Origin of the sequence: Pararoseomonas sp. SCSIO 73927, from assembly GCF_037040815.1 — a bacterium.
Classification (GTDB): domain Bacteria; phylum Pseudomonadota; class Alphaproteobacteria; order Acetobacterales; family Acetobacteraceae; genus Roseomonas.
On sequence record NZ_CP146232.1, the window covers coordinates 4753889 to 4780271 of the forward strand.

Here is a 26383-nt window from a genome sequence, read left to right on the forward strand (position 1 = left end):
GTGCGTTTCCTGGGAAAACGGTCCGCGCAATCAGCGCGGGCCGTTTTTCGTTCCGTGTTTTATCGAAGGTGTGATCCGGGAGAGATTGCAACCTCTGGATGTAATTTCTATACAAGTCCTTGCTGCCTCGACGGCAGCCAAAATGACGCAGGACGCGGAGAAAACCCGTTATGCCTTGGCAGGAAGCCTGTTCCGACGTCCGCGATACGCTGAGCTTCGATCCTGCCATCCATGATGTGGTTCCCCTCTCGCTGATTTCCGATGACGTCGTCCGGAGCCCGGCGGAGCGGCGGGCGGCGGGAAATAACGGCAGCGCCGAGGTCGCGGTACGACTCCTGGACGGCTCAGGCCGCCCGATGGCCAGCCTCGTCGTCCGCGAGGGGGCGCCCTACAGCTTCACGGGCCTGCAGCCCGGCGCCTACCAGATCGAGACCGCCCGCCTCGACGGCCGGCCGGCCGCTGGCGGTCGCAGCGCCCCGTTCACCCTCGCTTCCGGCGGCACGGTGACCAGCCGGGCCTCGACGATCGACACCCCCGGCACCGTCATCGGCTCCGTCGTCCTGGCGGGCGCCGGAGAAGCGGCTCCGGAGGGAGCCACCGTGCAGTTGCTGAGCGCGGCCGGGACGAAGGTTGCCGCCACCGCCGCGGGTCCGGGCGGGGCCTACGCCTTCGCCGGCATCCCGCCCGGCCGGTACCGCGTCGAGTTTGCCGCCCCGGAGCGGGACCTGGAGGCCGTGGCGGCGCCCACCGCCCACTTCGACGTGGTCGAGGCCGCGCCGCCCGCGAGGCCGGCCGCGCCCGCGCCGGTGCGACGGATCGGCGCGTCGGAGGAGGAGTTCCTCCTCGCCGCCGCGGGCCATCAGCGGTGGCAGGCCGGGGCTGACGCGCGCCGCGGCGAGACGGGGCTGCCGGCCGAGAGGGCTCAGCCGCCCAGGATCCGGCGTAGCACCGGGGCGATGAGCTCCGTCGCGGCCGCGCCCACCATCTCTCCGTGAAGGCAGGGCAGGTCCACCACCTCCATCGCCGCCGCGTAGGGCGCCCACATCGCCGGTGACAGCGCGCGGCCGGCGTGGTCGCGCGCCGCGCGGAAATGGGTGATGACGCCGTCGTAGCGGCGGTGCCGGTGACCGCGCACGAGGCGGTTATTGCCCTCCACCACGCGCACCACGCCGTCCAGCACGGCCTCCGGCAGCCGGCCCAGCGGCGTTCCGCCGCGGCGCAGGAACGCGATCACGGCGCCGCGCTCCATCGGCAGGTCCGGGTGCTGCGCCGGGTCGTGGCCGGCGATGGCGACGAGGGCGCGGAGCATGGCACCCGCATCCGGCTCCGGCTCCGCGCGCCAGGCATCGGCGGGATAGGCGTCCAGCAGCGCGAGCGCGCCGACTTCCCGCCCCATCTCGCGCAGGCGCACCGCCATCGCCTGGGCGATGATCCCGCCCACCGACCAGCCGGCGAGGTGGATGGGGCCGGGATGCCCGGCCGCGACGACCCGCGCCGCGTAATCGGCGGCGAGGCCATCCAGGCTGGTGGGCGGCAGGGACCCGGCATCCAGCGAAGGCGCCTGCAGGCCGAGCACGCCGCGCGACGGGGCGAGGGCCCGGGCGAGGTTGCCGTAGCACCAGGCGATCCCGCCGGCGGGGTGCACGACGAAGAGCGGGGCGCGCGCCTCGTCGCCGCGCCCGAGCCGGATGAGCGGGCGCAGCCCGTCATCCCCCGGCGGCAGGGAGGCGGCGTCCAGCACGGCGGCGAGCCGGGCGACGCTCGGGTGCTCGAACAGCGCGCCAAGGCCGGGATCGCGGCCGAACTCCCCCTGCACGCGCAGCATGAGGTCCACGGCGAGGAGGGAGTGGCCGCCGAGGGCGAAGAAGTCCTCCTCCGCGCCCACCGCCGGCAGGTCCAGCACCTCGGCGAAGAGGGCGGCGAGGCGGCGCTCCGTTTCCGTCTCCGGCGGGCGGCTTTCCCCCTCCCCCATCTCGGGCGGGGGCAGCGCCGCGCGGTCCAGCTTGCCGCTGGTGTTCACGGGCAGGGAATCCAGCGCGACGAAGGCGGAGGGGACCATGTAGTCCGGCACGCGCGCCGCGACTTGGGCGCGCAGCGCCGCCGCGTCGTGGCCCGGCCCGGGGACGAGGTAGGCGACGAGGCGCTTGTCGCCGGGCCGGTCCTCCCGCGCGATCACGCGGACCTGCCGCACCGCCGGCCAGGAGGCGATGGCGGCCTCGATCTCGCCGAGTTCGATCCGGAAGCCGCGCAGCTTTACCTGCCCGTCCACGCGGCCGAGGTAGAGGATGGCGCCGTCCGGGCGGAAGCGCGCGAGGTCGCCGGTGCGATACATCCTCTCCCCGGGATGGAACGGGTCGGGGATGAAGGCGCGCTCGGTCAGGTCGGGGCGGCCGAGATACCTTTCGGCGAGTTGCACGCCGGCGATGAAGAGGTGGCCGGTGACGCCGGGGGGCACGGGGCGCAGCGCGTCGTCCAGCACGTAGAGGCGGGTGTTCCAGACCGGGCGGCCGATGGGGATGGGGCGGGTCCGGTCCTCCGGCGAGGCGTCCCAGAAGCTGACATCCACCGCCGCCTCGGTCGGGCCGTAGAGGTTGTGCAGCTCCGCGCGCATCGTCGCGTGGAAGCGGTCGCGGATGTCTGCCGTCAGCTCCTCGCCGGAGCAGAAGACGCGCGCCATCCCCAGCCCGCGCGAGTCCGGGTGCGCGAGGAAGGCGGCGAGCATGGAGGGGACGAAGTGCGCGGTGGTGATCGCCTCCTCCCGGATCAGTCGGGCGATGGCGGCGGGATCGCGGTGCGCGCCGGGCGGGGCGAGGACGAGGGTGGCGCCCGCGATCAGCGGCAGGAAGAACTCCCAGACCGAGACGTCGAAGGTAGCGGGGGTCTTCTGCAGGATGCGGTCCCCGGCGGTGAAGCCGTAGTGCTGCCGCATCCATTCCAGGCGGTTCACGATGGCGCGGTGGCCGATGACCGCGCCCTTCGGCTCGCCGGTGGAGCCGGAGGTGTAGATGGCGTAGGCCGCGTCCTCCGGCGAGGGACCGGCGGGGGCGGCGCCGTCCTGCGGCCATTCGGAGGGTGCGAGCACGGCCACCTCGGCCGACAAGGCGGCGGGCGCGAGCGCGATGCGGGGCCCCGCGGAAGCCAGGATGCGGGCCAGCCGCTCCGCCGGGTGCGCGGGGTCCAGCGGCAGGTAGGCGGCGCCGGCGCGCATCGTGCCGAGGAGGGCGACGACCAGCTCCGGTGAGCGGTCGAGCGAGACGGCGACGAGGTCGCCCGGCCCGATGCCGCGCGCGGCCAGCGCGGCGGCCAGCGCGGCGCTGCGGCGGTCCAGCTCGCGGTAGCTGATGGACCGACCCTCGAAGCGCAGCGCCGTCGCTTCGGGCCGCGCCCGCATGGAAGCATCGATGAGGGCGACGAGAGTGGTTTCGGGAACGGCATGGGCCGTCTCGTTCACCTCGACGACGAAGCGCCGCGCCTCGTCGGGCGTGGCGGTCGGCACGTCGGCGAGGCGCCCGGCGGCAAGGGCGGCCGTGACGAAGCGCGCGGCCCTGGCCGCGTGCGCCCGTGCCTCCTCCGCCGAGTAGAGGTTCGGGTTCGCCTCCACGTCCAGCCGCAGCGTCGCGGCGCCGGGATCGGTGCGCAGGTCGAAGGTGATGTCGTCCACCGGGCCGGTGCCGAGCAGGTGCAGCTCCGCCGTCAGGCCGGGGAAGGGCGGGATCTCGTGGAAGGGCTGGATGTTGACGATGGCGCCATGCAGCCGCCGGCCCGCGCCGAGGCGGCCGAGGTCGCGCCGCAGCTGCTCGCCCCGGTAGCGCCCGTGGCGGCGCAGGCGGGCGAGCTGCGTCACCGCATCCTCCACCGCCTCGTGCAGCGGCGCCGCCTCGTCGGGGCGGATGCGGAGCGGCAGGACGTTCATCTGGGTGGAGGGCGTGCGCGCGGCGGCGCTGCCGAAGCGGTTCATGAAGGTGGCGCCGATCACCGCCTCCGCCTCGCCGGTCATGCGGCGGCAATAGGCGCCGAGGAGGGCGGTCAGCAGGTCCGGCCAGGCGATGTCGTGCGCGGCGGCGACGCGGCGCAGCGCCTCGCCCGCCTCGGCGCCGATCGTCGCTTCCGCCCGGTGGGCGAAGCGCGCGGTCATGGCCGCGCCCTCGGCAATTCCGGTGACCTCCGGCGCGCCCTCCATCGCCTTCCGCCAGTAGGCCGCGTCGGTCCCCCGCTTCGGCGCGGCGCGGTAGGCCGCGTCCTCCTGCACCGTGGCCGCGAAGGGCGCGAGGGGCTGGCCGGGGTCGGCACCCGTCAGCCGCGCGGCGTAGAGGGCGGCGACGCGGCGCACCAGCAGCTCCGTCCCGAAGCCGTCCAGCACGAGGTGGTGCGCGCGCTGGTACCAGAGGTGGCGATCGGGCGAGAGGCGGTAGAGACGCTCCGCCGCCATCCCGCCGCGCGCCGGGTTCACGGCACGGCCCATGTCGCGCGCCATCGCGTCGCGCGCGGCCGCGAGCGGGTCCGCCTCGGCGGAGAGGTCCACCACTTCCAGCCAGGGGCGCTGCGACACGTCCAGGCGCTGCACCGCCCCGCCCGGCGCCTCATGGATGCGGAGAGCGAGGGAGTCCGCCTCGGCGACCGTGCCGTCCACCGCCGCGCGGAAGGCGGGCAGGTCCAGCGGGCCGCGCAGGTCCAGGTACTGGCCGGTGTTGAAGACGGGATTGCCGGGATCCAGCCGCTGCGCGAACCACAGGCCCTCCTGGGCCTCGGTCAGCGGCAGGTCGGGGGTGGAAGCACCGGCACCGTCAGCCACGCGCGCGCTTCTCCATGGCCCGCTCCGCCACAGCCCACCAGGCGTCCAGGGTCAGCTTCTCCGCTAGTTCCCCGAAGTCGAGCTGCAGTCCGCCCTCGGTCCAGCGCAGCACCATATTCATGGCGCGCATGGAGTCCAGGCCGAGGTCGTTCAGGTCGTCGTCGCCGCCGACCTCCTCGGGGTCCATGCGAAGGGCGCGCGCGATGTCCGCGCGCATCCGCTCCCGCGTCATCGGCGGGTTCGTCTCGTCAGCCATTCTCGCCTCCTCTAGCCCGCGGCTTCCTCGGCCAGGAGGCGCGCGCGCAGGCGGGCGCGCAGCTCCTTGCGGCTGATCTTGCCGGCCGCCGTCGTCTCGAAGGCCTCCACCAGCACCACCTGGTCCGGCACCTTGAAGTCCGCGATGCCGCGCGTGCGCATCCAGGCCTTCAGCGCCGCCGCGCGCGGGCGGTCGCCATGCGGGATGACGAAGGCGCAGATGCGCTCGCCCAGGAACTCGTCGGGGATCGAGACCACCGCCGCGTCGAAGACGCTGGGGTGCGCGAGGAGGTGGTCCTCCACCTCCTCCGCCGAGATCTTCTCGCCCGCGCGGTTGATGTGGTCGCCGGCGCGGCCCTGCACGACGAGGTTGCCCTCCCGCGTGCGGCGCACGATGTCGCCGGTGCGGTAGTACCCGTCCGCCGTGAAGGAGCGCGCGTTCGCCGCCTCGTCGTTGTGGTAGCCGCGGATGGTGTAGGGGCCGCGCGCGAGCAGGTAGCCCGGCTCGCCCTCCGGCACGGGCTCGCCCATGTCGTCCACGATCAGCACCTCGTCGTGCGGGCTGATGGGGCGGCCCTGGGTCTCGAGGATGACGTCTTCCCCGTCGTCCAGGCGCGTGTAGTTCACCAGGCCCTCCGCCATGCCGAAGACCTGCTGCAGCGTGCAGGGCAGCGCGGCGGAGACGCGGCGCGCGGCCTCCGGCGTCAGCTTCGCGCCGCCGACCAACAGGACTTCCAGGCTCGAGAGGTCGTGCTTCGTCGTGGCGGCGGCCTGCGCCCAGAGAAGGGCGAGTGGCGGCACGAGGCCGCTGATCGTCACGCGCTCGCGCTCGATCAGCGGGAAGGCCGTGTCGGGGCTCGGCACGGGGCTGAGGACGACGCGCGCGCCGGCGTAGAGCGCGCCCATGTGGCCGGGCGAGCTCATCGGGAAGTTGTGCGCGGCCGGCAGCGCGCAGAGGAAGACGCTGTCGGCCGTGACTCCGCAGATCTCATTGCTAGCGCGGAAGCTGTAGATGTAGTCGTCATGCGTGCGGGGGATGAGCTTCGAGAGCCCGGTCGTGCCGCCGGAGATCTGCAGGAAGGCGACGCTCGCCGGATCGGGGTCGCCCGGCAGCGCGGCACGGTCGCCGTCCAGCGCGTCGAAGGCGGTGAACTCGGCGGCGTCGCCGACGATGACCACGTGGCGCAGCCCCGGCAGGGCCGCGCGCAGGTCGCGCGCCAGGCTGCGGTAGTCGTAGCCGTCCGTGCCCCGCTCGGCGGCGATGTAGGCCGCCGCCTCGGACTTCGCGACGAAGTGGGCGATCTCGGTCAGGCGATGCGCCGGAAGGGCGTAGACCGGCACCAGCCCCGCGCGGAACAGGCCGAAGACGGCGGCGAAGAACTCCGGGACGTTCCCGAGCTGCACCACCACCCGCTCACCGGGGCGCAGCCCGAGGGCGAGGAAGCCTGCCGCGGCCCGCTCGGCGCGCGCGTGCAGCTCCGCATAGGTCCAGCGGCGGTCGCCGCCGACGATGGCAACGGCGTCCGGCCGCTCCGCCGCGCGCGCGCGCAGGAACGCCGGGAAGGTCTCACCGCGCCAGTAGCCGGCCGCGCGATAGCGCGCCGCGAATTCGGGGGGCCAATCCTGTCGCAGGGGGATCACGTCGTCGAGGTCCTGGCATCTCTGGGCCGGGCGGCCCCGGGCATGGGGGCCGCGATGCCCAGCACTTCTTGATAAGCATTCTCAATAAGGGGGGTGCGGTCCCGGGGCAAGGCCGGTTCGCACCCCTTCACCCCGCCGCGATCTCCTCGGGCGACCGGCCGGCGGCCAGCCGCAGCGCATCCGCCACGACGGGGGGAATCATGGTGCCGTGGGTTTCCTCCACCATGTCGCGGAATCCGACCCTCATCCCCGGCACGGCAGCCAGGGCTGCCGCCGTCTCCCGCCCGTTCGGCGGGCCCATCCGCGCCACGGCCGCGGCCTGCCCGGCCCTGCCGGAGATCGAGATGAGGATGCGAAGGGGCCGGGCGGCCCGCCCGCCCGCGAGGCGCATCCCCGCCAGGAACGCCGCCTGCTCGTCCAGGATGGAGCGCCGGTTCCACCAGATCGAGGGATCGGCCAGGGCATAGGCCTCGAACATCTCCGGCCGGGAGAAGAGGACGTGCAGGCCGAGGAGTGCGCCGAGGGAGTGGCCGAACAGCGTCCTCCGGCCGGGGTCCAGGGGCAGGCGGCGGTCCAGCTCCGGCCGCAGGACAGTATCCAGGAAGGCGAGGAAGTCGGCGCGGCCGCCCGTCTCCGGCGGGCTCTCCCCGCGCCGGCCGCCAAAGCTCTCGGGCAAGGTCGGCGGGGTCAGTTCCAGGAAGCGGCGGGCGAGGTCCGGGCGGTCCTCTCCGGGATGGCCGATTCCGATGAGCGCCACGCCTTCCGCTCCGGCCGCCTGCCGGGCGCGCAGGGCGACGGGGAACATGGCGTTCCCGTCCAGCAGCCAGAGGCAGGGATGGCCGCCGGGCGGTGCCAGCCCCTCCGGCCGCGCCAGGCTGATGCGCCACTCCGCTCCGCGACCGTTCCCGATGTCGAACGTCTCAACGCCGGACGCCGCCGAAGCCCGGCCCGGGATGAACAGGGCGGGCGGCGCGGCCAGGAGCGCCCGGCGAGTCAGGCGCGGGCTCAATCGACCCGCACTCCGGCCGCCTTGAGCAGGGGCGCCCAGCGCACGCGTTCCTCCGCCAGGAAGGCCGCGAACTCCGCGGGGCCGAGAGGCGCGGGTTCCGCGGCCTGCTCGGTGAAGCGGGCGGCCAGGGCGGGGTCGGCCATGGCCTCGGCCGCGGCGGCGTGGAGGCGGGCGACGGTCTCCGGCGGCGTGCCGGCGGGGGCGGCGAGGCCGAACCAGCTGTCCATCCCGTAGCCCGGCACCGTTTCCGCGATCGCCGGCAGCTCCGGCAGGAGGCGGGAGCGCTCCTTCGTGGCAACCCCCAGAAGCTGGATGCGCCCGGCGCGGCCGAGCGGCATGAAGACCGGCCCCGTGCCGATGGAGGCGTCCAGCTTGCCCGAGAGAAAATCCCCCATCATCGGCCCGCCGCCGCGATAGGGCACATGCAGCACCTGCACCTTCGCCAGGTGCTCCAGCAGGATGATCCCGAGATGGCTGCCGGAGCCGATGCCGGAGGAGGAGAAGACCACCTCGCCCGGCCTCGCGCGCGCCGCGGCCAGCAGGTCAGCCAAGCCCCGCCAGGGGCGGTCCCCGGGCACGGCGAGGATGTCGAGGATGCTGCCCAGCCGCGCCACGGGGGCGAAGCCCTTCTCCGGGTCGAAGGGCAGCCTCTCGTAGATGGCGGGGTTCACCGTCAGCGGGCCGGGGGTGGCGAGCAACAGGGTGTGCCCGTCCGGCGCGGCGTTCGCCACGGCCTCGGCGGCGATGTTGGCGCCGGCCCCGGCCCGGTTCTCCACGATCACGGGCCCGCCGAGGCGGGCGGAGAGAGCGGGCGCGATCAGACGCGCGACAATGTCCACCGCGCCGCCGGGCGCGAAGCCGACCAGCAGGCGGATGGGGCGGTTCGGGAAGGCGCCCTGTGCCCTCGCGGCGGCCGGCAGGGCCAGCGTGCCGGCCGCGCCGAGGAGGGTCCTGCGCCGCACCATCATGCCCCCTGCCCCGCTGTCTCCGCGGTGCCCAGCGCGTGCTGCACGAGGCTCACCCAGTAGGCGGCGCCGATCGGGATCAGTGCGTCGTTGAAGTCATATCTCGGCGTGTGGACGTGGTGAAAGGTGCCGTCCTCCGCCACCCCGTTGCCCACAAGCATGAAGGCGCCCGGGCGTTCCTGCAGCATGTAGGCGAAGTCCTCGCCGGCGGTGATCGGCGGGAAGTCCGTGTCCACCGCATCGGCGCTGGCCAGCGCGCCAGCGGCCGCCGCCGCAAGGGCCACCCCCTCCGCCGTGTTCACAAGGGCGGGGTAGTCGTGGCGATACGCCACCTCGGCCGTGCAGCCATGGGCGGCGGCGAGGAGCTCCGCCAGCTCGCGCAGGCGGCGGCCCATGATCTCCCGCACCCCTGGGCTGAAGGAACGGCCGGTGCCGGAGACGCGGACTTCGGACGGGATGACGTTCGGCGCGCGGGCATCGCCGGCCGCGACGTGGCCGACGCTGAGCACGGCGGTCTCCCGCGCGGGGATGTTCCGGCCGATCACGCCCTGCAGCGCGGTGATGAAGGAGGCCATGGGCTGGGTGGGGTCCGTCGCGCGGTGCGGCACCGCGCCGTGGCCGCCCGTGCCGCGGAAGGTCACGGACCAGGTGTCCACGTTCGCCAGCATCGGGCCGGGGCGGATCCCGAAGCGGCCGAGGGCGAGGCCGGGCTCGTTGTGAAGGCCGAACACCGCCTCTACGGGGAAGCGCCGGAACAGGCCCTCCTCCACCATGCGCCGGCCGCCGCCCAGCCCTTCCTCGGCGGGCTGGAAGATGAAGTGGACGGTGCCCGCGAAGTCCGGGTTCTCCGCCAGGTGGCGGGCGGCGCCGAGCAGCATGGTGGTGTGGCCGTCATGCCCGCAGGCGTGCATCACGCCGGGGCTGGCAGAGGCGTAGGGGAGGCCCGTCTCCTCCTGGATCGGCAGGGCGTCCATGTCGGCGCGCAGGGCGATGGCGCGCTGGCCGGGGCGGCGGCCCTTCAGCGTGCCGACCACGCCGGTCCCGGCGAGGCCCTCGGCGACCTCGATGCCCCATTCCCGCAGCTTGCCCGCGACGAGGGCGGCGGTGCGCCTTTCCTCGAACCCCATCTCCGGGTGCCGGTGCAGGTCGTGACGGATGGCCGCCAGTTCCTCCTGCCACTCCGCGAGGCGTTGGATCAGGTCCTGCAAGAGGAGGCCTCCTTCCGGCGGGGATCGGATTTCATTCCGGCAGGCCGGGCGCCACCTCGGCGCGGGGTGCCCGCATCCAGACGGAGAGCGAGATGCCCAGCAGCATGAGGCCGACCAGCACGTAGGGCAGCGCCGGGCCGAGCATGTAAAGAAGGCTGCCCGCCACCGGCCCGACGACCATGCCGAGCCCCTGCGCCGCGCCGGCCGCGCCGGCAGCCCCGCCCTGCTCGGCGGGCCCGACGGCGTTGGCGGCCATGGCGGTGAAGCCGGGGAAGACCCAGCCCATCCCGGCCGCGGCGACGAAGTAGCAGGCGCCCAGCATCCAGGCCTGGTCGGCCAGGGCCACGGCGCCGAAGCCGATCGCGGCGACGAGCGTGCCGACGCCGATCATCCGCTCAGGCGCAATCCGAAGGCGGGAGGCGATGGACTGGGAGATGACGAGTGCGACGCCGACCAGCATCAGCGCGGCGCTCGCGGCGCGGGCGGCCTCCTCCGGCGGCAGGGCCAGGCGGTCCAGCGCGTAGAAGCCAATGCTGACCTGGGCGATGGCCACGCTGAACATGGCCGTGAAGCCCACCGCCAGCGCGTGCCGCAGCCGGGGATCCAGCAGGGAGATGGCCTTGCGCGCGGGCCGGATCTGCGGCGGCTCGGCGGGCAGGCGCCACCAGAGAAAGAGGAGGGCGAGGATCGGGAGAAGGGCGGTGGCGATCAGCGGCGCGCTCAGCCCGAAGGGCACCAGCAGCGCGGCGATGGCCGGGCCGAGCACCAGCCCTGCCCCGCTGCCCGTGCCCAGCAGGGCCATGGCGCTCGCGCGGCGCTCCGGCGGCACCCGGTCGGCGACCAGGGCGCCACCAGCGGCGGGAATGGCGGCATAGGCGCCCCCGACCAGCGCGCGCCCGACCACCAGCCCGAGGAAGGCGGCGAGAGGCGGCACTGCGCCCTGGAGGACGGCGTGGATGAAGAGGCAGAGCGCGGCGTAGGTTACGGCAAAGCCGATCGCCCCGGTGAGGAGGACGGCGCGGCGCCCGTGCCTGTCGCTGGCGAGGCCCCAGGGCCGCGCGCCCAGCATCCACATGATGCCGGAGGCGGTGACGGCCAGCCCGGCCTGCCAGGGCTGCAGCCCGGCGACGCGGGCGATGGGACCGATGAGGGCGACGAAGGCCATCATGGCGAGGCTGCCGGAGAAGGTGGTGACCATGAGGGGGAGGAGGACCTTCTCGGTCCTCAGCAGGGGCGCGCTGCCCGTCTCTTCATTGCCGCGCGCCATCCGCACACCCCTTCAGCCCCGGTCGTCAGCCCTGGGTCGCCCCGCGCCGTATTGGCGCGGATGCGTTTAAATCGCAATAAGCCGGGTTGGGCGGCGGCGCACCCTGAAGCGCCGCCGGCCACCGGTCACTCTGGCAGGAAGTCGGGTACGGAGAGGTAGCGCTCGCCCGTGTCGTAGTTGAAGCCGAGCACGCGGGCGCCGGCGGGCAGTTCCTTCAGCTTCGCCGCGATCGCGGCCAGCGTTGCGCCGGAGGAGATGCCGACGAGCAGACCTTCCTCCGTCGCGGAGCGGCGGGCATAGGCCTTGGCGTCGTCCGCGGAGACCTGGACCACGCCGTCCAGCACCGACGTGTCCAGATTGTCCGGCACGAAGCCGGCGCCGATGCCCTGGATGGGGTGGGGAGAGGGCTGGCCGCCGGAGATCACGGGCGAGGCGGAGGGCTCCACGGCGAAGACCTTCAGGCCCGGCCACGCCTTCTTCAGAACCCGCGCGCAGCCGGTGATGTGGCCGCCCGTGCCCACGCCGGTGATCAGCGCGTCGACCCCTTCCGGGAAGTCCGCGAGGATCTCCTGCGCGGTGGTGCGGACATGCACCTCGATGTTGGCGGGGTTATCGAACTGGCCGGGGATCCAGGCGCCGGGGGTGGCCTCCCTCAGTTCCAGGGCGCGGGCGATGGCGCCCTTCATGCCCTTCTCGCGCGGGGTCAGGTCGAAGGTGGCGCCGTAGGCGAGCATGAGGCGACGGCGCTCCACCGACATGCTCTCCGGCATGACGAGGACGAGCCTGTAGCCCTTCACCGCCGCGGCCATGGCGAGGCCGATGCCGGTGTTGCCGGAGGTCGGCTCGATGATCGTGCCGCCGGGCTTCAGCAGGCCGTCGCGCTCCGCCGCCTCGATCATGGCGAGGCCGATGCGGTCCTTGATGGAGCCGCCGGGATTGGCGCGCTCCGACTTCACCCAGACCTCGGCATCGGGGAAGAGCCGGCGCAGCCGGATGTGCGGCGTGCCGCCGATCGTCTCGAGAACGCTGTCCGCGCGCATGACACCCTCCGGCCGGTTCCGCCTGCGCGTTTGCAGCACGGGCGCGGGGCGGGCGCAACGAGCACGGGCGTTCCCCCCTCCCCGCCCCTCGGCCTGGCTGGACGGACCGTGGCATCCCGCCGCCCCGGGCTGAGAGCCGCGCCGCATCGTCCGGCCGTGGCCTCGACAGCCACACGGCGCGGCCTTAATCCCGGGCGCAAGAGGAACGCACGCCGCGAGCCCGGGACCGGGCGCGGCGGGCCGCCGATGGCGCGGCACACCGGCATGACGCGAGAACGGCCCCGCGCCAGGGCGGCGAGGGGATGCGGCTGGGGGATTGGGCATGGGGCAGTCGGCGATCGTGCTGGGCGCGGGAATGGTGGGCGTCTCCGTCGCGCTCCACCTGCGGCAGCGCGGCTGGGAGGTGGTGCTGGTGGACCGCCGCGCCCCGGGCGAGGGCGCCTCCTTCGGGAATGCCGGGCTGATCCAGCGCGAGGCGGTCTTCCCCCACCCCTTCCCGCGGGGCGTGTCGGAGATCGCGCGGATCGCCCGCAACCGCTCCGTGGACGCGGTGTACCACGCGAACGCCCTGCCGGGCCTTGCCTATCCGCTGCTGCGCTACTGGTGGAACTCCGCGCCGGAGCGCTACGAGGCGATGGCGCGCGCCTACGCCAAGCTCATCGTCACCTGCCTGGACGAGCACATGGCCGTGGCGCGGGAGGCCGGATCGACGGATCTGCTGCGGCCCATCGGGTGGATGCGCCTGTTCAGCACGGAGGCGGGGCTGGACGCCGTGCGGCGCGAGGCGGAGGCGGCGCATCGCGACCACGGCGTGGGATACCGCATGCTGGACGGCGCGGCGCTTGCCGAGGCGGAGCCGCACCTTCTCGTCCGCCGCGCCGGCGCGATCCACTGGACCGACCCCTACTCCGTCAGCGACCCGAACGCGCTGACCACCTCCTACGCCCGGCTGTTCGAGGCGCTTGGCGGCCGGCTGGCCACGGGCGAGGCGACGACGCTCGCCCGCGCGGGCGCCGGCTGGCGCGTGACGACGGCGGAGGGGCCGGTGGAGGCCGCGCAGGCCGTGGTCGCCCTCGGCGCCACGGCCGGGGAGGTGACCCGCCGCTTCGGCTACGCTCCTCCCCTCTTCGGGAAGCGCGGCTACCACTACCATTACGGGATGAAGGGCAATGCGGTGCTGAACCACCCCTTCATCGACGAGGCCAGCGGCTTCTGCCTCGTTCCCATGCGCGCCGGCATCCGCCTGACCACGGGCGCGGAGTTCGCGCGCCCCGACGCGCCGGAGACGCCGATCCAGATCGAGCGCGCCGAGCCCATCGCCCGCACCCTGCTGCCGCTGGAGGAGCGGGTGGAGGACAAGCCCTGGATGGGCACGCGCCCCTGCACGCCGGACATGCTGCCGGTGATCGGCCGCATTCCCGGGCAGGACGGGCTGTGGGGCGCCTTCGGCCACGCGCATCAGGGGCTGACGCTCGGCCCGACGACGGGGCGGATGCTGGCGGAGATGATGGGGGGCGAGACCCCCTTCATCGACCCGGCGCCGTACCGGGCGGAGCGCTTCGGCTGACGCCCGGCCGGCCGCGGCGGTGACCGCCGCTGCGGTCAGGACCTCTCCCGCTCCTGCTCCGCGACAAGATCGGCGAAGACGCGCCCGCCCGACCCGATGTGGTCCCGCATCGCGTCCCGCGCCCCCGCCTCGTCCCCGGACAGGATGGCCTCGAGCAGCGCCCCGTGCTCCTGCCAGGACGCCTTCACCCGCGCGGGCTGGCTGAGGCTGCCGCGGTGATAGGAGAGCATCCGCCTCCGCGTGAGCCGAAGCTGCTCCGACAGCACCGCGTTCCGCGCCCCCGCATAGACGGCGCCGTGGAAGGCGGCGTTGGCGGCCATGTAGGCCGCGCTGTCCAGCCGCAGCATCGCCGGTTGGGCCGCCGCGTGCAGCGCGCGGAGCCCTTGCCGCTCTTCCCCGGACATGCGCCGGGCCGCCAGCCCCGCCGCCTCGGCCTCCAGCGCCGTCAGCAGCTCCACCATCCCGAGGGCGATGCCGGGCGGCAGGCCCTGCACCACCGCGCCGCGCCGGGGCACCATCCGGACCAGCCCCATGGCCGCGAGGTGCAGGAGCGCCTCCCTCGCCGGGGTGCGCGACACGTCGAAGCGGATGGCGAGGCCCCTCTCGTCCAGCGTGTCGCCGGGCAGCAGCCGGCCGGCGTCGAGATCCTCCTCGATCGCCTGGAGGAGCGCGCTGCTCGTCCGACCTGTCATCGCCCCGCCGTTCGCATCCGTAAGGCCCGCTTGCGTATACATAACGGGGATGCTGTAGTCCCGTCCACACCGGGCCGCAGAGCGCCGAAAGACGGAAGGGAACGCCGATGCTGCACGAGCCCCGGCCGCGGCCCCGCGGCACGGCACGATGATCGTCCTGCACCATGCCTGGCGCTCCAGCGCCTCCCGCCGGGTCCGGCTCATGCTGGAGGAGAAAGGGCTCCCCTACGAGGGGCGGGTCGTGGACATGGCGGCGATGGAGCACCACGCCCCCGGGTATCTCCGCATCAACCCCAACGGCGTGGTTCCGACCCTGCTGCATGACGGCCGGCCGCTGCACGAGAGCGGGACGATCTGCGAGTACCTGGACGAGACTTTCCCGGACCCGCCGCTGCGGCCGGGGGATGCCTACAGGCGCGCGCTGATGCGCAACTGGATCCGGCACATCGACGAGCGGATCGGCCACCTCATCGTGTTCAACTGGCGCCACCGCCTGCAGGCCGCGGCTGCCGCCTGGTCCGATGCCGAGCTGGCGGAGAAGGTCTCGCGCATCCCGAGCGCCGAGCGGCAGGAGGCCTGGCGCCGCGTCGCCCGCCGCCCCTTCACGGAGGAGGAACGGGCGGAGGCCCGGGCGAAGCTGATCGCGCTGCTGGGCCGGATGGAGGAGGCGCTGGGGCCTTCCGGCTGGCTGGTCGGGGACCGGCTCTCCATCGCGGACATCGCGGCCGTGCCTTTCGTGAAGCGGATCGAGGAAGAGATCGCGCCGGACCAGGTGACGCGGGCGGCGCATCCGGGGGTGGCCGCGTGGTGGGCGCGGATCCAGGCGCGCCCGGCTTTCGCGCGCGCGGGGATCGGACCGTTCGAGGACAGGCCCGCGGGTGGCGACGTGGCCGAGATGGAGACGCTGCATTGAGTGACGGACAGGACGCCCGGGCGCCGAGCCTGAGCATCGAGGGCGCGGTCGCGACCATCCGCCTGAACCGGCCGGCGGTGCACAACCGCATCGAGCCGGCGGACCTGGTGGCGCTGGGTGAGATCATCGACAGGATCGGCGCGGACGGCGCCGTGCGCGCGGTGATCCTCACCGCCGGCGGCCGCTCCTTCAGCTCCGGCTTCCATATCGGGGAGCTCCGGCCCGGCGAGGGCACCGACGAATCCGCCTTCGGGCGCGTGGCGGACCGGCTGGAGGCGCTGCGCCAGCCCACGATCTGCGCGATGAACGGCGGGGTCTACGGCGGCTCGACCGACCTCGCCCTGGCCTGCGACTTCCGGATCGGGGTGACGGGCATGGCGATGTTCATGCCCGCCGCGCGGCTCGGCCTGCACTACTACCCGAGCGGCATGGGGCGATACGTCAGCCGCCTCGGCCTGAACGCGGCCAAGCGGCTCTTCCTCACGGCCGAGAAGCTAGAGGCGGAGGAGCTGCTGCGCATCGGGTTCCTCACGGAGCTGGTTCCGCCCGAGGCGCTGGAAGGGCGCGTCGCGGCGCTGGCCGCAACCCTCGCCGCCAACGCGCCGCTGGCCGTGCAGGGCATGAAGGCCGCGCTGAACGGCATCGCCCGCGGAGAGACCGACGACGAGGCGGTGGCGGCGGCGATCAGGCAGGTCCGCGCTTCCGACGACCTGCGGGAGGGCAAGGCCGCCTGGGCGGAGAAGCGCGCGCCGGTCTTCACCGGCAGCTGAGACGGTAGAAGGGGCAGGACACGATGATCACGCGCCGCATCGCTCTCGTCGCCCCCGCCCTGCTGGCGGCGCGCGCCGCCCGCGGGCAGGGCTTCCCGAACCGGCCGCTGCGGGTCGTCGTCGGCTTCACCGCCGGCGGGGCGACGGACCTTGCCGTGCGGACTGTGGCGCCCCGCATGTCGGACGCGCTCGGCCAGCCGGTGGTGGTGGACAACCGGCCCGGCGCGGGCGGCAACATCGCGACGGAGATCGTGGTGCGGTCCCCGCCGGATGGCTACACGCTGCTGCTGGGCACCATCGGGCCGATGATCATCAACCCCGTGATCTACCCGAGCCTGCCCTTCGATCCGATGACGGACCTCGCGCCCGTCACCACCCTCGTGCAGTCCTCCACGATCCTCGTCGTGCCGGCATCTCGCCCGTGGCGGAGCGTGGCGGACCTGATCGCGGCGGCGAAGGCCGCGCCGGGGAAGCTGAACTGGGGCTACAGCGGCGTCGGCACGACGGGGCAGCTGGCGGCGACGCTGCTGAACCAGCTCGCCGGGATCGAGACGGTGGGCGTGCCCTATCGTGGCGGCGCGCCGCTGATGACGGACCTGATCTCCGGGCGGCTGGACTTCACCTTCTCCACCACGCCGCCCGCGCTGCCGCAGGTGGAGGCGGGCCGGATCCGCGCCCTGGCGGTGCCGACGCTGCGGCGATCCCCGGGCCTGCCGGAGGTGCCGACCATCGCGGAGAGCGGTGTCGCGGATTTCAACGCCGAGAATTTCTTCATGCTGCTGGCGCCGCGCGGCACCCCGGCCGAAGCCGTCAACGCCTGCAACGCCGCGGTCCGGAAAGCACTGGCCGACCCGGAGGTCGCGGCCGGGCTGCGGCGGCAGGGGCTTGAGGGACAGGCCAGCACGCCGGAGGAGGTGTCGCGCTACCTGCGCGCCGAGGTGACCCGCTGGCGGCCGGTCGTCGCGGCCAGCGGGCTGCAGCCGGAATAGGCGCGGGCCTTTTCAGCCGGCCTGGATGCCCGCCTCACGGATGAGGTGGCCCCACTTGTCGATCTCCCCGTCCAGGAAGGCGCGGAACTCCTGGGAACGGAGCAGGCCGGGGCTGGCACCGAGTGTCGCCAGCCTCTCGCCCAGGGCCGGGTCCTTGAGCGCGCCCTCCATCGCCGCCGCCACCCGCGCGGCCACCTCGGGTGGCGTGCCGGTTGGGGCAAAAAGGCCGTGCCACTCCAGGCTCTCGTATCCCGGCAGCGTCTCGGCCACGGCGGGCACGCCGGGCAGCCGCGCCACCGGCTCCCGCCCGGTATGGGCGATGACGCGGAGCGACTCCTGCCCGTGCAGCGGGATGGCGGAGGTGGCGGTGGAGACGATCATGCCGATCCGCCCGGCGCGCAGGTCGTTCTGCGCGGCCGGGGTGTCGCGGTAGGGAACATGCACCATCTCGGTGCCGGCGGTGCGGTTGAACAGCTCCAACGCCAGGTGCTGCGAGGAGCCGGTGCCGGTGCTCGCGCAGGTGATCTCGCCGGGCTTCGCCTTTGCCGCCGCGATCAGCTCCGGCACCGTCCGCGCCGCGAGGCCGGGGCCGAGCAGCAGCACGTTGGGCACGGTGACCATGCGCGCCACGGGCAGGAAGTCCCGCCTCGCGTCGTAGGGCAGGCGCGGCATCAGCGCGGGATTGATGGAGAAGCCGCTGGCGTCGTCCAGCAGGGTGTAGCCATCGGGCCTAGACTGCGCCACGGCGTTGGCCGCGATGGTGCCGCCGGCGCCGGCGCGGTTCTCGATCACGACGGGCTGGCCCAGTGCCTCCGCCACGCGCGGGAAAACCAGCCGCGCCACGGTGTCCACCGCGCCGCCGGCGCCGTAGGAGACGACGAGCCGCACCGGCCGCGCCGGGTAGGCCTCCTGCGCCCGCACGGGCAGCGGAAGCAATCCGACGGCCAGCGCGGCGAGCGCGTTTCTGCGCGAGATCGTCATGACCAGTCTCTCCCGTCTCAGCCGCGCACGACGCCGGCTGCGCGAAGCCGCGCCAGTTCGTCCTCGCCGAGGGCGGGGCGCAGGATCTCGTCGTTGTGCTCGCCCAGCTTCGGCGCGGGGCGGGCGAGGATGCCGGGTGTGGCGGAGAGGCGCGGCACCATGCCGTGCATCGGCACGAAGCCGCCGGGCATGTCCTCGTCCGGCACCTCGATCAGCGCCTCGCGCTCCGCCACGAAGGGATCCTCCAGCAGATCGGCGGCGTCCATGATCGGGCCGATGGTGACGCCGGCCCGGTCGAAGTGGTCGAGCACCTCGGCCTTGTCGCGCGCCCCGATGAAGGAACCGATAATGCCGTCCAGCTCCTGCCAGTTCCGCAGCCGGTCCGGGTTGGTGCGGAAGCGCGGGTCCTCGATCAGCTCCGCGCGGCCGATGGAGCGCAGCAGCTTCTCCGTCATCCCCTGGGTGGAGGAGGAGAGGCAGACCCAGCCGCCATCCCGCGTGCGATAGGCGTTGCGCGGGGCGGTGTTGGTGCTGCGGCTGCCCGTGCGCTGCTTCGTGCGGCCGCTCAGGCGGTAGTTGGCGGTCTGCGGGTCCATCACCGCCAGCATGGGGTCGATGAGCGAGAGGTCGATCACCTGCCCCTGCCCTGTCCGTTCAGCATGGCGCAGCGCGATGGCCGCGGAGGCCGCGCCGTAGATGCCGGCGTAGCAGTCGCCCATGAACATCGGCGGCAGCACGGGTTCCCGGTCGGCGAAGCCATTGACGGCGGCGAAGCCGGAGTAGCCCTCCACCAGCGTGCCGAAACCTGGCTTGTGGCGGTACGGCCCGTCCTGGCCCCAGCCGCTGATCCGGACGATCACCAGGGCCGGGTTGATCTCCAGCAGCGTCTCCGGGGAGAGGCCCATCGCTTCCAGCACGCCGGGGCGGAAGCTCTCCATCAGCAGGTGGGCGTCGCGCGCGAGCGCCCGCACCACGGCCTGGGCCTCCGGGCTGCGCAGGTCCAGGCAGATGCTCTTCTTGTTGCGGCTCCAGCTCTTCCAGGAGGTCTCGACGCCCTGCACCTTCCAGGCGCGCAGCGTGTCGCCCTCCGGCGGTTCCACCTTCACCACCTCAGCGCCGTGATCGGCCAGCACCATGCTGAGCGTGTTGCCGGCCACCAGCCGCGCGAGGTCCAGCACGCGCACCCCGTCCAGCGGGCCGCGCGCCGCGGGGTCGAAGGCCTTGCGGTGCAGGCGGGAGGGCGCGTGCTCGTCCATCGTCAGTCGATCCGGATGTTGGCGGCGGTGGCGACCTGCTTCCAGCGGGCGATGTCCGCCTTCAGGAAGGCGTCAAACTCGGCAGACGGGCGCGGGGACGGCTCGGCCCCCTCGCCGCGCAGGTAGGTGGCCAGGCGGCCCTCGCCGAGCGCCTCGTTGGCGACCGCGTTCAGCCTCTCCACGATCTCGCGCGGGGTGCCGCGCCGGGCGAGCAGGCCCCACCAGATCTCGGCGCTGTAGTCGAGGCCGCTCTCCTTCGGGGTGGGCGCCTGCGGGCCGCTGGCTGGCCGCGCCTCGGAGGTCCAGCCGAGGACCTTCACGCTGCCGTCCTTCACCAGGCCCGCGGCGGAGGGAACAGTGGTGAAGAGCAGCTGGATGGTGCCGGAGACGAGGTCCGTCGTGGCCGGGCCCATGCCACGATAGGGGATGTGGACGAGCCTCAGCCCGCCCGCGCGCTGCGCGAAGAGTTCCGCCGAGAGCTGGTTGATGCTGCCGGGTCCGGCCGAGCCGTAATCCACCTTGCCGGGGTTGGCGCGGACGTAGTCCGCCAGCTCCTTCAGGTTGTTCGCCGGAAAGGACTTGGTGGCGAGCACCAGCAGCGGCGCGGTGGCGGCCAGCGCGACGCCCTCGATGTCGTTCACGGCGTCGTAGGGCGTGTTCTGGGTCGCCGCGCTCGTGGAGAAGGTGGAGGATGTGACGAGCAAGGTGTAGCCGTCCGCCGGCGCGCGCGCGACCTCGGCCGAGCCCAGGGTGCTGCCGGCGCCGGGCTTGTTCTCCACCACGAAGGGCTGGCCCAGGCGGCGCTGCAGGTGCTCGGCCAGCGGGCGCGCCACGGCATCGTTGGAACCGCCGGGGGTGAAGGGCACCACCACGCGCACGCTGCGGGCGGGCCAGGCGCCCTGCGCGAGGCCGATGCGCGGCAGCACCAGCGGGGCGGCCAGGGCGCCGGCGAGGACGCCGCGGCGCCGGATCGTGAACCTCATCGTCGTTTCCTTCCTTGTTCTCGTTCAGGCGGTCGGGAGGCCGAGGCGGCGCGCCAGGGCCAGCACGGCGCGGGCGCTGGCGGCGAAGGGGGCGTCCACCATCTGGCCGTCCACGGTGTAGGCGCCGATGCCCTTCGCCTCGGCCTCCTCCGCCGCGGCCACCACGCGGGCGGCGCGGGCGATCTCGGCCTCGCCCGGCTGGAAGGCGGCATTCACGATCGCGACCTGGCTGGGGTGGATGCAGGACTTGCCCGCTAGGCCGAGCCGGCGGGACGCCTCCGCCTCCGCGCGGCAGCGCTTGGGCGATGCGATGGCGGCGAGCGCGCCGTCGAAGGCGGGAATACGGGCCTCCGCCGCCGCCAGGCGCACCTGCAGGCGCACGTGGTTCAGCGCCGCCTCGTCGTCGCGCGCGATGCCGAAGGGCTCGAACAGGTCGCCGAAGCCGATCTGCAACCCGGTCACGCGCGGGTCGGCGCCCGCGATCTCGGCGGCCAGGCGAAGGCCGCGCGGCGTCTCGATGTTCGCCAGGATGCCGCAGGGCGGGGCGCCGGCGGCGGCCTCTGCCCGCGCGATCACGGCCACGGCCTCCCTCACCATGGCCGCGTCCTCCACCATGGGGAGGTTGATGGCGTCCAGGCCCGGGCCGACCAGGGCCGCCACGTCCTCCGCGAAGTGCGGCGTGCCCGGCGCGTTGACGCGCACGACGTGCAGCTTGCCCGCCGCGCGCAGGGCCGGGTCGCGCAGCGCGGCGGCGACGTGGGTGCGGGCCTCCGCCTTGCGCTCCGGCGCGACGGAATCCTCCAGGTCGAAGCTCAGCGCGTCTGCGGCGGAGGCGGCACCCTTGGCGAAGAGCTCCGGCCGCGTGCCCGGCAGGAACAGCTTGCTGCGCATGGCGTCGAGGGATGCGGGGGGCATGGCGTTCCTGCCTGTCAGAAGCCGTAGAGAGCGGCGGGGTTGTCCACCAGGATGCGGTCGGCCTGTCGTGGGCCGGCCCAGTCGGAGAGCAGGTCCAGCAGTTCCGCGTCGTCCGGCTTCTGCGCCTCCGTCACGTGCGGCCAGTCGCTGCCCCAGACCAGGCGTTCCGGCGCCTCCGCGATGAAGGCGCGGGCGATTCGCGCGGCGTCCGGGTAGGGCGGGCCGGTGCGGGTGTTCAGGTAGGCGCCGGAGAGCTTCACCCAGGCGCGCCCGGCCGCCAGCAGCCGCGCCACCGCGGCGAAGGCCGGATGGTCCGGCCCCTCCTCCGGCGGCAGGCGGGCCATGTGGTCGAAGACCAGCGGGCAGGGCAGGTCGGCCAGGGTGCCGGCGGCCTCGGCGATCTGCGCCGCGGTCAGGTGCAGTTGCAGGTGCCAGCCCAGCGGCGCCACGCGGGCGGCCAGGGCGGGGATGTCGGCCATCGCCAGCGGCGCGTCGGCCGGGTTCCACAGACTGAGCCGCAGCCCGCGCACGCCCGCCCCGTCCAGGCGGCGGAACTCGGCTTCGGGCGCGTCGGGCGGCAGCACGGCGATGCCGCGGCCATCCGGGCCGAGCCGCGCCAGCGCGTCCAGCAGCGCGGAGGGATCGGTGCCGTGGTGCTTGGCCTGCACCAGCACGGCGCGGGTGGTGCCGAGCCGGCGCTGCAGCAGGCGGTAGTCGGCCAGGGTCATACCGGAGGTGGGCGCCGCGCCGGGGAAGCGGCTGTCCAGCACATGGAGGTGGGCATCGCAGGCGCCGGGGGGCGCGGCACGGCGGGGCGGCGCGGTGCCGGAGGAGTGCGGCACGGCGGTCATGCCGAGAGACCGGTGCGGCCGGCGCGCATGGATTGATTCCCTCCGTTCCGGCGCTGTGCCGCGCCGCTTCTCACCCCGACAGAATGGCGGGTTTCCCGGCCGGCGTATAATGCAATGGTGGCATCGATTGATGAGGCGCCGTCATGCACCTGCCGATGGACGACGTGCAGGCCTTCGTCATGGTGGCCGAGCTGGGCAGCTTCACCCGGGCGGCGGAGCGCCTCGCGCTGACGCAGACCGGGCTGACCCGGCGCATCCAGCGGCTGGAGGGCTATGTCGGGCTGCCCCTGCTGGACCGCACCACCCGACGGACGAGCCTGACCGCCGCCGGGCGGGAGTTCCTGCCGCTGGCCAAGCGCGTGGTGGAGGACCTGACGCACGGGCTGGAGCGGCTGCGGACCACGGCGCGGCTGAGCGCGGGGGATGTCACCCTCGCGACCATGCCGGCCGTGGCCTATCAGCGGCTTCCCGGCGTGCTGGAGGCCTATGCCCGCCGCCATCCCGGGAATCGCGTGATGCTGCTGGAGCGCTCCGGCGCGCTGGTGACGGAGGCGGTGCGGCGGGGCGACGCGGAGTTCGGCATCCACATCGCAGGGGAACCGCAGGAGGACCTGGCGGAGGACCTGCTCTCGGCCGATCCGCTGGTGCTGGTCTGCCACCCCGGCCACGCCCTCGCCTCCCGCGCCTCCGTCGTCTGGGCGGAGCTGCGGGAGGACGACCTCATCACCCTCGGCGGCAGCAGCGGCAACCGCGCGCTGGTGGAATCGCAGCTCGCCCGCGTCGGCCTGCCCGGGCGTGGGCGCTTCGTGGTGGAGAACACGCCGAGCGCCATGGCCCTGGCCGCGACGGGGGTCGCGGTTGCCATCCTGCCCTCCTCCGCCGGGCGCGGCCTCCTGCCAGGCGCGATGGAAAGGGGGGTGATGGAAAGGGGGGCGCTGGAAGGGGGAGCGCTGGTGGAGGTGCCGCTGGTGGAGCCGGTGCTGCACCGCCGCCTCGGCCTGGTGCGGCGGCGGCGGGAGGCGCTCACCCCCGCATCGGCCGCGCTGTACCGGATGCTGCTGCCGAAGTAGGGCCTGCTGCCGGGCGACGCTGCCCGCGCCCGATGCCCGGGGCGGCCGGTGCGGCCTCGGTGCCGGGGGCGCCGTCGCCGCCTTGCGGGAGCTCCGGGCGCCGCCGCATGGCAGGCAGCGCCCGGGAAGCCTGCCCAGCGCGACAGCGTCGACGCGCAGCGCTGGTTCAGCGCGGCTGGTTGCCGTCCACCACCCGCTGATAGGCGTTGAGGTCGAGGAAAGCCTCGGCCTCGGCCACAACCCCGTCCCGCATCCGGAAGATCCACACGAACTGGTTGTGGTACGGGCGGCCGGAGGTCGTCGTGGCGCTCCCCTCGAAGCGGATAATCACCCTGTCGCCCACGGCCCAGACATGGTGGACCCGCGGCACGATCGGCGTGGCGAGACGGCTGAGGAGAGGCCGGGAGGCGCGCTCGACGAAGTCGTCGAGGCCGCGATAGGTGCCCGCGACCGACCCGGAGCCGTGGATTGTCCAGACCACGTCCCGGGCGAGGAGAGCGGCGAAGACGTCGCGCCCGGCCACCCACCCGTCGAAGGCCTGACGGACGATCGCCTCGTTGCGCGCTTCCTGCGTTCCGTTCTGTGCCGCACTTGGCGGGGCGGCAGGCGCCGGGGCCGCGGGCGCCATGGCGGACGCGGGCGGCGCGGCGGCGACGAGAGCCAGCGCGAGGAGGGCACCGCGGAGGGCGGGCGCCCGCCGCAGAGAAGGGGCAAAGCTGCTCATGGTCTCGGATCTCCCGGTCTGGATCAGCGGCGGCGGCGGAAGACCATCCCGCCGTGGTGGAGGGTGTCGAGGTCGACGAAGTCGCCATCCGCGGTGAAGCCGGTGTCGTCCCAGTAGTCGATGTGGGTGCCCCTCACCTCGTAGCGGCCGCGATAGGCGCTCTCGCGCGTGCCGCGGGCCTCGTCGTAGCGGCCGTTCGGCAGGAGCTCGTGACGGATCCGGCCGTCCTCCGTCACCCACATGCCGACATAGGGGTGCGTCGCTTCAGCCATGGGCGTCTCCGCAAGGGCTGGGGCGACGAGGAGTCCCGTCGTCGCGATGATGGTGGGGAGGAGGGCCGTCCTGCGGCGGGGCCCGGCGGCGCGGTGCCGAGGGGCCGGATGGGTGGCCCGGGGAGTGGCCAGGGGAGTGACCGCAGATGCGGTTGCCGGGGCGGCCCGGGAGGCGGCCTTGTCGGTGCTCATGCTTGCCTGCTCCATTCCGTCTCGTCCGGCCGGACAGGTCCGGGCCGGCGGCGGAAAGATGGAAGGCGCGCGGCGCGGGCATAATCGCCCGGACTGGGAACGGGCCGTGAAGGAGAACTAAACAATGGCGCCGGACATCAACGCGCTCTCCGTCTTCGTGGCGGTCGCGGAGGCGCGGGGCTTCCGGGCGGCGGCCGAGCGGCTGGGCGTCACGCCTTCCGCGGTGAGCCAGTCGATCCGGCGGCTCGAGACGGCGGTCGGCGCGGCGCTGCTCCGGCGCTCCACGCGCAGCGTGGCGCTGACGGAGGCGGGGCAGCGCCTGCTCGCCGAGGCCGCGCCCGCGATCGCGGCGCTGCAGCGGGCGATGGACGGGGCGCGCTCGGCGGACGGGACGCCGCGCGGGCCGCTCCGGCTCGCCGTCTCCTCCATCGCCGAGGGCTTCCTCTCCGGCCCGCTCCTGGCAGGCTACGGCCGGGCCTTCCCGGAGGTGCAGCTCGACGTTTTCGTCACGGACGAGGAGATGGACATCGTCGCGGCCGGCTTCGACGCGGGGGTGCGGCTGGGCGAGGTGATCGAGCGGGACATGGTCGCCGTCGCGGTCTCGGCGGATCAGCACCAGCTCGCGGTCTGCTCCCCGGCCTACCTGGCCGAGCGCGGCGCGCCGGCGCACCCGCGGGAGCTGGCGGAGCACCGCTGCATCGGCTGGCGCCCGGCCCCGGGCACGCCGCCCTATCGCTGGGAATTCGTGGAGGACGGCCGCGAGTTCGCGGTGGACGTGGCACCGGAGGTGACGACGAACGACATGGGCCTGATGATCCGCCTGGCGCTGAGCGGCGGCGGGATCACCTTCGGAATGGCGGAGAGCTTCGAGGCCTATCTGGAGCGGGGCGAACTGGTCGCGGTGCTGGAGGAGTTCAGCGGGCCGTTCGCGGGCTTCTTCCTCTACTACCCGAGCCGGCGCGGGATGAGCCCGGAGCTGAGGGCATTGATCGATCACGTACGGGCGCGCGGGCGGCGGCCGGAGACCCCTGCCCCGCCGGGCGCGCCGGCGCGTGGCGCATCCGGCGGGGATCGCCGGCCGCGCCGGTGATGCCCGGCCGAAGGTCGAGGGCGGCTCCCGCGTGGAAGCCGCCCCGGGCGGCGCTCAGCCCTTGATGAAGGCGAGCAGGTCGGCGTTGATCACATCGGGATGGGTGGTGGCCATGCCGTGCGGCAGGCCGGGGTAGGTCTTCAGCGTGCCGTGCCGCAGCAGCCCGATCCCGATCCGGGCGGAGTCGTCGATCGGCACGATCTGGTCGTCCTCGCCGTGCATCAGCAGCACCGGCACCTCGATCGCCTTCAGGTCCTCGGTGAAGTCGGTTTCGGAGAAGGCCTTGATGCACTCGTAATGGGCCTGGGCGCTGCCGGTCATGCCCTGGCGCCACCAGTTGTCCACCAGCCCGGGAACCGTCTCCGTGCCCGGCCGGTTGAAGCCGAAGAAGGGGCCGGCGGGCACGTCCCGGAAGAACTGGGCGCGGTTGGCGACGAGCGCCTTGCGGAAGCCGTCGAACACCTCGAGCGGCAGGCCGCCGGGATTCGCGGGCGTCCGGAGCATGATCGGCGGCACGGCGCCGATCAGCACAGCCTTCGCCACGCGCCCGTTGCCGCCGTGCCGCGCGACGTAGCGCGCCACTTCCCCGCCGCCCGTGGAGTGGCCGACATGGATGGCACCCTTCAGGTCGAGATGCGCCGCCAGCGCCGCGACGTCGGCGGCGTAGGTGTCCATCTCGTGGCCCTTGTCCGTCTGGTCGGACCGGCCGTGGCCGCGCCGGTCATGCGCGATCACGCGGTAGCCATGCTGCAGGAAGAACAGCATTTGCGCGTCCCAGTCGTCGGCGCTCAGCGGCCAGCCGTGATGGAAGACGACCGGCGTGCCGGACCCCCAGTCCTTGTAGAAGATCCGCGTCCCGTCCTGCGCCGTGACGAAGCTCATGGCTCTGCTCCTCTCGCTGTGGGCGACCCGGTGCCGGCCGGCCCGGCGGATGCCGGGAC

The 26383-nt window shown here is 73.8% G+C and carries 24 protein-coding genes; 7 read left to right on the forward strand and 17 right to left on the reverse strand.

Annotated features, from left to right (window positions below; all coding sequences use genetic code 11):
• Positions 1-170 precede the first annotated feature (170 nt).
• Positions 171-995: an SdrD B-like domain-containing protein gene (locus VQH23_RS22450; protein ID WP_338662893.1), complete on the forward strand. Its 825-nt coding sequence runs from the start codon at positions 171-173 to the stop codon at positions 993-995.
• On the opposite strand, the gene VQH23_RS22455 is transcribed toward VQH23_RS22450, so the two are convergent.
• The 8 genes from VQH23_RS22455 to cysK all read right to left on the reverse strand — a co-directional run bounded on the left by VQH23_RS22455 (position 923) and on the right by cysK (position 12177).
• Positions 923-4792 (reverse strand): amino acid adenylation domain-containing protein, encoded by a 3870-nt coding sequence (locus VQH23_RS22455; protein WP_338662894.1) that lies wholly within the window; start codon positions 4790-4792, stop codon positions 923-925. The genes VQH23_RS22450 and VQH23_RS22455 overlap by 73 nt on opposite strands.
• Positions 4785-5048 (reverse strand): phosphopantetheine-binding protein, encoded by a 264-nt coding sequence (locus tag VQH23_RS22460; protein ID WP_338662895.1) that lies wholly within the window; start codon positions 5046-5048, stop codon positions 4785-4787. The genes VQH23_RS22455 and VQH23_RS22460 overlap by 8 nt, the downstream gene beginning before the upstream one ends.
• Before the next feature lie 11 nt (positions 5049-5059).
• Positions 5060-6688, reverse strand: coding sequence for an AMP-binding protein (locus VQH23_RS22465; RefSeq protein WP_338662896.1), 1629 nt, complete (start codon positions 6686-6688; stop codon positions 5060-5062).
• A gap of 127 nt (positions 6689-6815) precedes the next feature.
• On the reverse strand, positions 6816-7697 hold the full coding sequence (locus VQH23_RS22470) for an alpha/beta hydrolase-fold protein (RefSeq protein ID WP_338662897.1): 882 nt from the start codon (positions 7695-7697) through the stop codon (positions 6816-6818).
• Complete coding sequence (locus VQH23_RS22475; protein WP_338662898.1) at positions 7694-8659, reverse strand: tripartite tricarboxylate transporter substrate-binding protein; 966 nt, start codon at positions 8657-8659, stop codon at positions 7694-7696. The genes VQH23_RS22470 and VQH23_RS22475 overlap by 4 nt, the downstream gene beginning before the upstream one ends.
• A gap of 2 nt (positions 8660-8661) precedes the next feature.
• Entirely contained in the window at positions 8662-9870 is a 1209-nt protein-coding gene (locus tag VQH23_RS22480; RefSeq protein ID WP_338662899.1) for a M20 aminoacylase family protein, read from the reverse strand.
• A gap of 31 nt (positions 9871-9901) precedes the next feature.
• Positions 9902-11137: an MFS transporter gene (locus VQH23_RS22485; protein ID WP_338662900.1), complete on the reverse strand. Its 1236-nt coding sequence runs from the start codon at positions 11135-11137 to the stop codon at positions 9902-9904.
• A 125-nt stretch (positions 11138-11262) separates the two neighbouring features.
• Complete coding sequence (gene cysK, locus VQH23_RS22490; RefSeq protein ID WP_338662901.1) at positions 11263-12177, reverse strand: cysteine synthase A; 915 nt, start codon at positions 12175-12177, stop codon at positions 11263-11265.
• 322 nt (positions 12178-12499) lie between these two features.
• Between cysK and VQH23_RS22495 the strand changes: the two genes are divergently transcribed.
• Complete coding sequence (locus VQH23_RS22495) at positions 12500-13744, forward strand: FAD-dependent oxidoreductase (RefSeq protein ID WP_338662902.1); 1245 nt, start codon at positions 12500-12502, stop codon at positions 13742-13744.
• Between the two features lie 35 nt (positions 13745-13779).
• Here the strand turns inward: VQH23_RS22495 and VQH23_RS22500 are convergent, their stop codons facing one another.
• On the reverse strand, positions 13780-14436 hold the full coding sequence (locus VQH23_RS22500; protein ID WP_338662903.1) for a GntR family transcriptional regulator: 657 nt from the start codon (positions 14434-14436) through the stop codon (positions 13780-13782).
• A gap of 148 nt (positions 14437-14584) precedes the next feature.
• Here VQH23_RS22500 and VQH23_RS22505 point away from each other — a divergent pair, with 148 nt between their 5' ends.
• The 3 genes from VQH23_RS22505 to VQH23_RS22515 are packed head-to-tail and all read left to right on the forward strand — an operon-like array spanning position 14585 to position 17108.
• Positions 14585-15349, forward strand: coding sequence for a glutathione S-transferase family protein (locus VQH23_RS22505; RefSeq protein WP_338662904.1), 765 nt, complete (start codon positions 14585-14587; stop codon positions 15347-15349).
• Positions 15346-16119, forward strand: coding sequence for an enoyl-CoA hydratase/isomerase family protein (locus VQH23_RS22510; RefSeq protein WP_338662905.1), 774 nt, complete (start codon positions 15346-15348; stop codon positions 16117-16119). Before VQH23_RS22505 ends, VQH23_RS22510 begins: the two co-directional genes overlap by 4 nt.
• Before the next feature lie 23 nt (positions 16120-16142).
• Complete coding sequence (locus VQH23_RS22515; RefSeq protein ID WP_338662906.1) at positions 16143-17108, forward strand: tripartite tricarboxylate transporter substrate binding protein; 966 nt, start codon at positions 16143-16145, stop codon at positions 17106-17108.
• A 12-nt stretch (positions 17109-17120) separates the two neighbouring features.
• Here the strand turns inward: VQH23_RS22515 and VQH23_RS22520 are convergent, their stop codons facing one another.
• From VQH23_RS22520 to VQH23_RS22540, 5 genes are read right to left on the reverse strand one after another with little or no spacing between them, the layout of a single operon-like run.
• Positions 17121-18089 (reverse strand): tripartite tricarboxylate transporter substrate binding protein, encoded by a 969-nt coding sequence (locus VQH23_RS22520; protein WP_338662907.1) that lies wholly within the window; start codon positions 18087-18089, stop codon positions 17121-17123.
• Between the two features lie 17 nt (positions 18090-18106).
• The gene (locus tag VQH23_RS22525; protein WP_338662908.1) at positions 18107-19345 is read right to left on the reverse strand and encodes a CoA transferase; all 1239 of its coding nucleotides are present in this window, start codon (positions 19343-19345) and stop codon (positions 18107-18109) included.
• 2 nt (positions 19346-19347) lie between these two features.
• On the reverse strand, positions 19348-20328 hold the full coding sequence (locus tag VQH23_RS22530) for a tripartite tricarboxylate transporter substrate binding protein (protein ID WP_338662909.1): 981 nt from the start codon (positions 20326-20328) through the stop codon (positions 19348-19350).
• Between the two features lie 24 nt (positions 20329-20352).
• Positions 20353-21243, reverse strand: a complete 891-nt coding sequence (locus tag VQH23_RS22535) for a CoA ester lyase (protein WP_338662910.1) — start codon at positions 21241-21243, stop codon at positions 20353-20355.
• Between the two features lie 14 nt (positions 21244-21257).
• Positions 21258-22094, reverse strand: a complete 837-nt coding sequence (locus VQH23_RS22540) for an amidohydrolase family protein (protein WP_338662911.1) — start codon at positions 22092-22094, stop codon at positions 21258-21260.
• A gap of 143 nt (positions 22095-22237) precedes the next feature.
• Here VQH23_RS22540 and VQH23_RS22545 point away from each other — a divergent pair, with 143 nt between their 5' ends.
• A complete protein-coding gene (locus VQH23_RS22545) occupies positions 22238-23164 on the forward strand; it encodes a LysR family transcriptional regulator (protein ID WP_338662912.1) in 927 nt (308 codons plus the stop codon).
• A 166-nt stretch (positions 23165-23330) separates the two neighbouring features.
• On the opposite strand, the gene VQH23_RS22550 is transcribed toward VQH23_RS22545, so the two are convergent.
• Together VQH23_RS22550 and VQH23_RS22555 are read right to left on the reverse strand one after the other, a co-directional pair.
• Positions 23331-23888: a nuclear transport factor 2 family protein gene (locus VQH23_RS22550; protein WP_338662913.1), complete on the reverse strand. Its 558-nt coding sequence runs from the start codon at positions 23886-23888 to the stop codon at positions 23331-23333.
• A gap of 23 nt (positions 23889-23911) precedes the next feature.
• A complete protein-coding gene (locus tag VQH23_RS22555; RefSeq protein WP_338662914.1) occupies positions 23912-24160 on the reverse strand; it encodes an Atu4866 domain-containing protein in 249 nt (82 codons plus the stop codon).
• Positions 24161-24476: 316 nt separating this feature from the next.
• Between VQH23_RS22555 and VQH23_RS22560 the strand changes: the two genes are divergently transcribed.
• A complete protein-coding gene (locus tag VQH23_RS22560) occupies positions 24477-25442 on the forward strand; it encodes a LysR family transcriptional regulator (protein ID WP_338662915.1) in 966 nt (321 codons plus the stop codon).
• 54 nt (positions 25443-25496) lie between these two features.
• Here VQH23_RS22560 and VQH23_RS22565 read toward each other — a convergent pair whose 3' ends face one another.
• Complete coding sequence (locus VQH23_RS22565; protein WP_338662916.1) at positions 25497-26324, reverse strand: alpha/beta hydrolase; 828 nt, start codon at positions 26322-26324, stop codon at positions 25497-25499.
• Positions 26325-26383 lie beyond the last annotated feature (59 nt).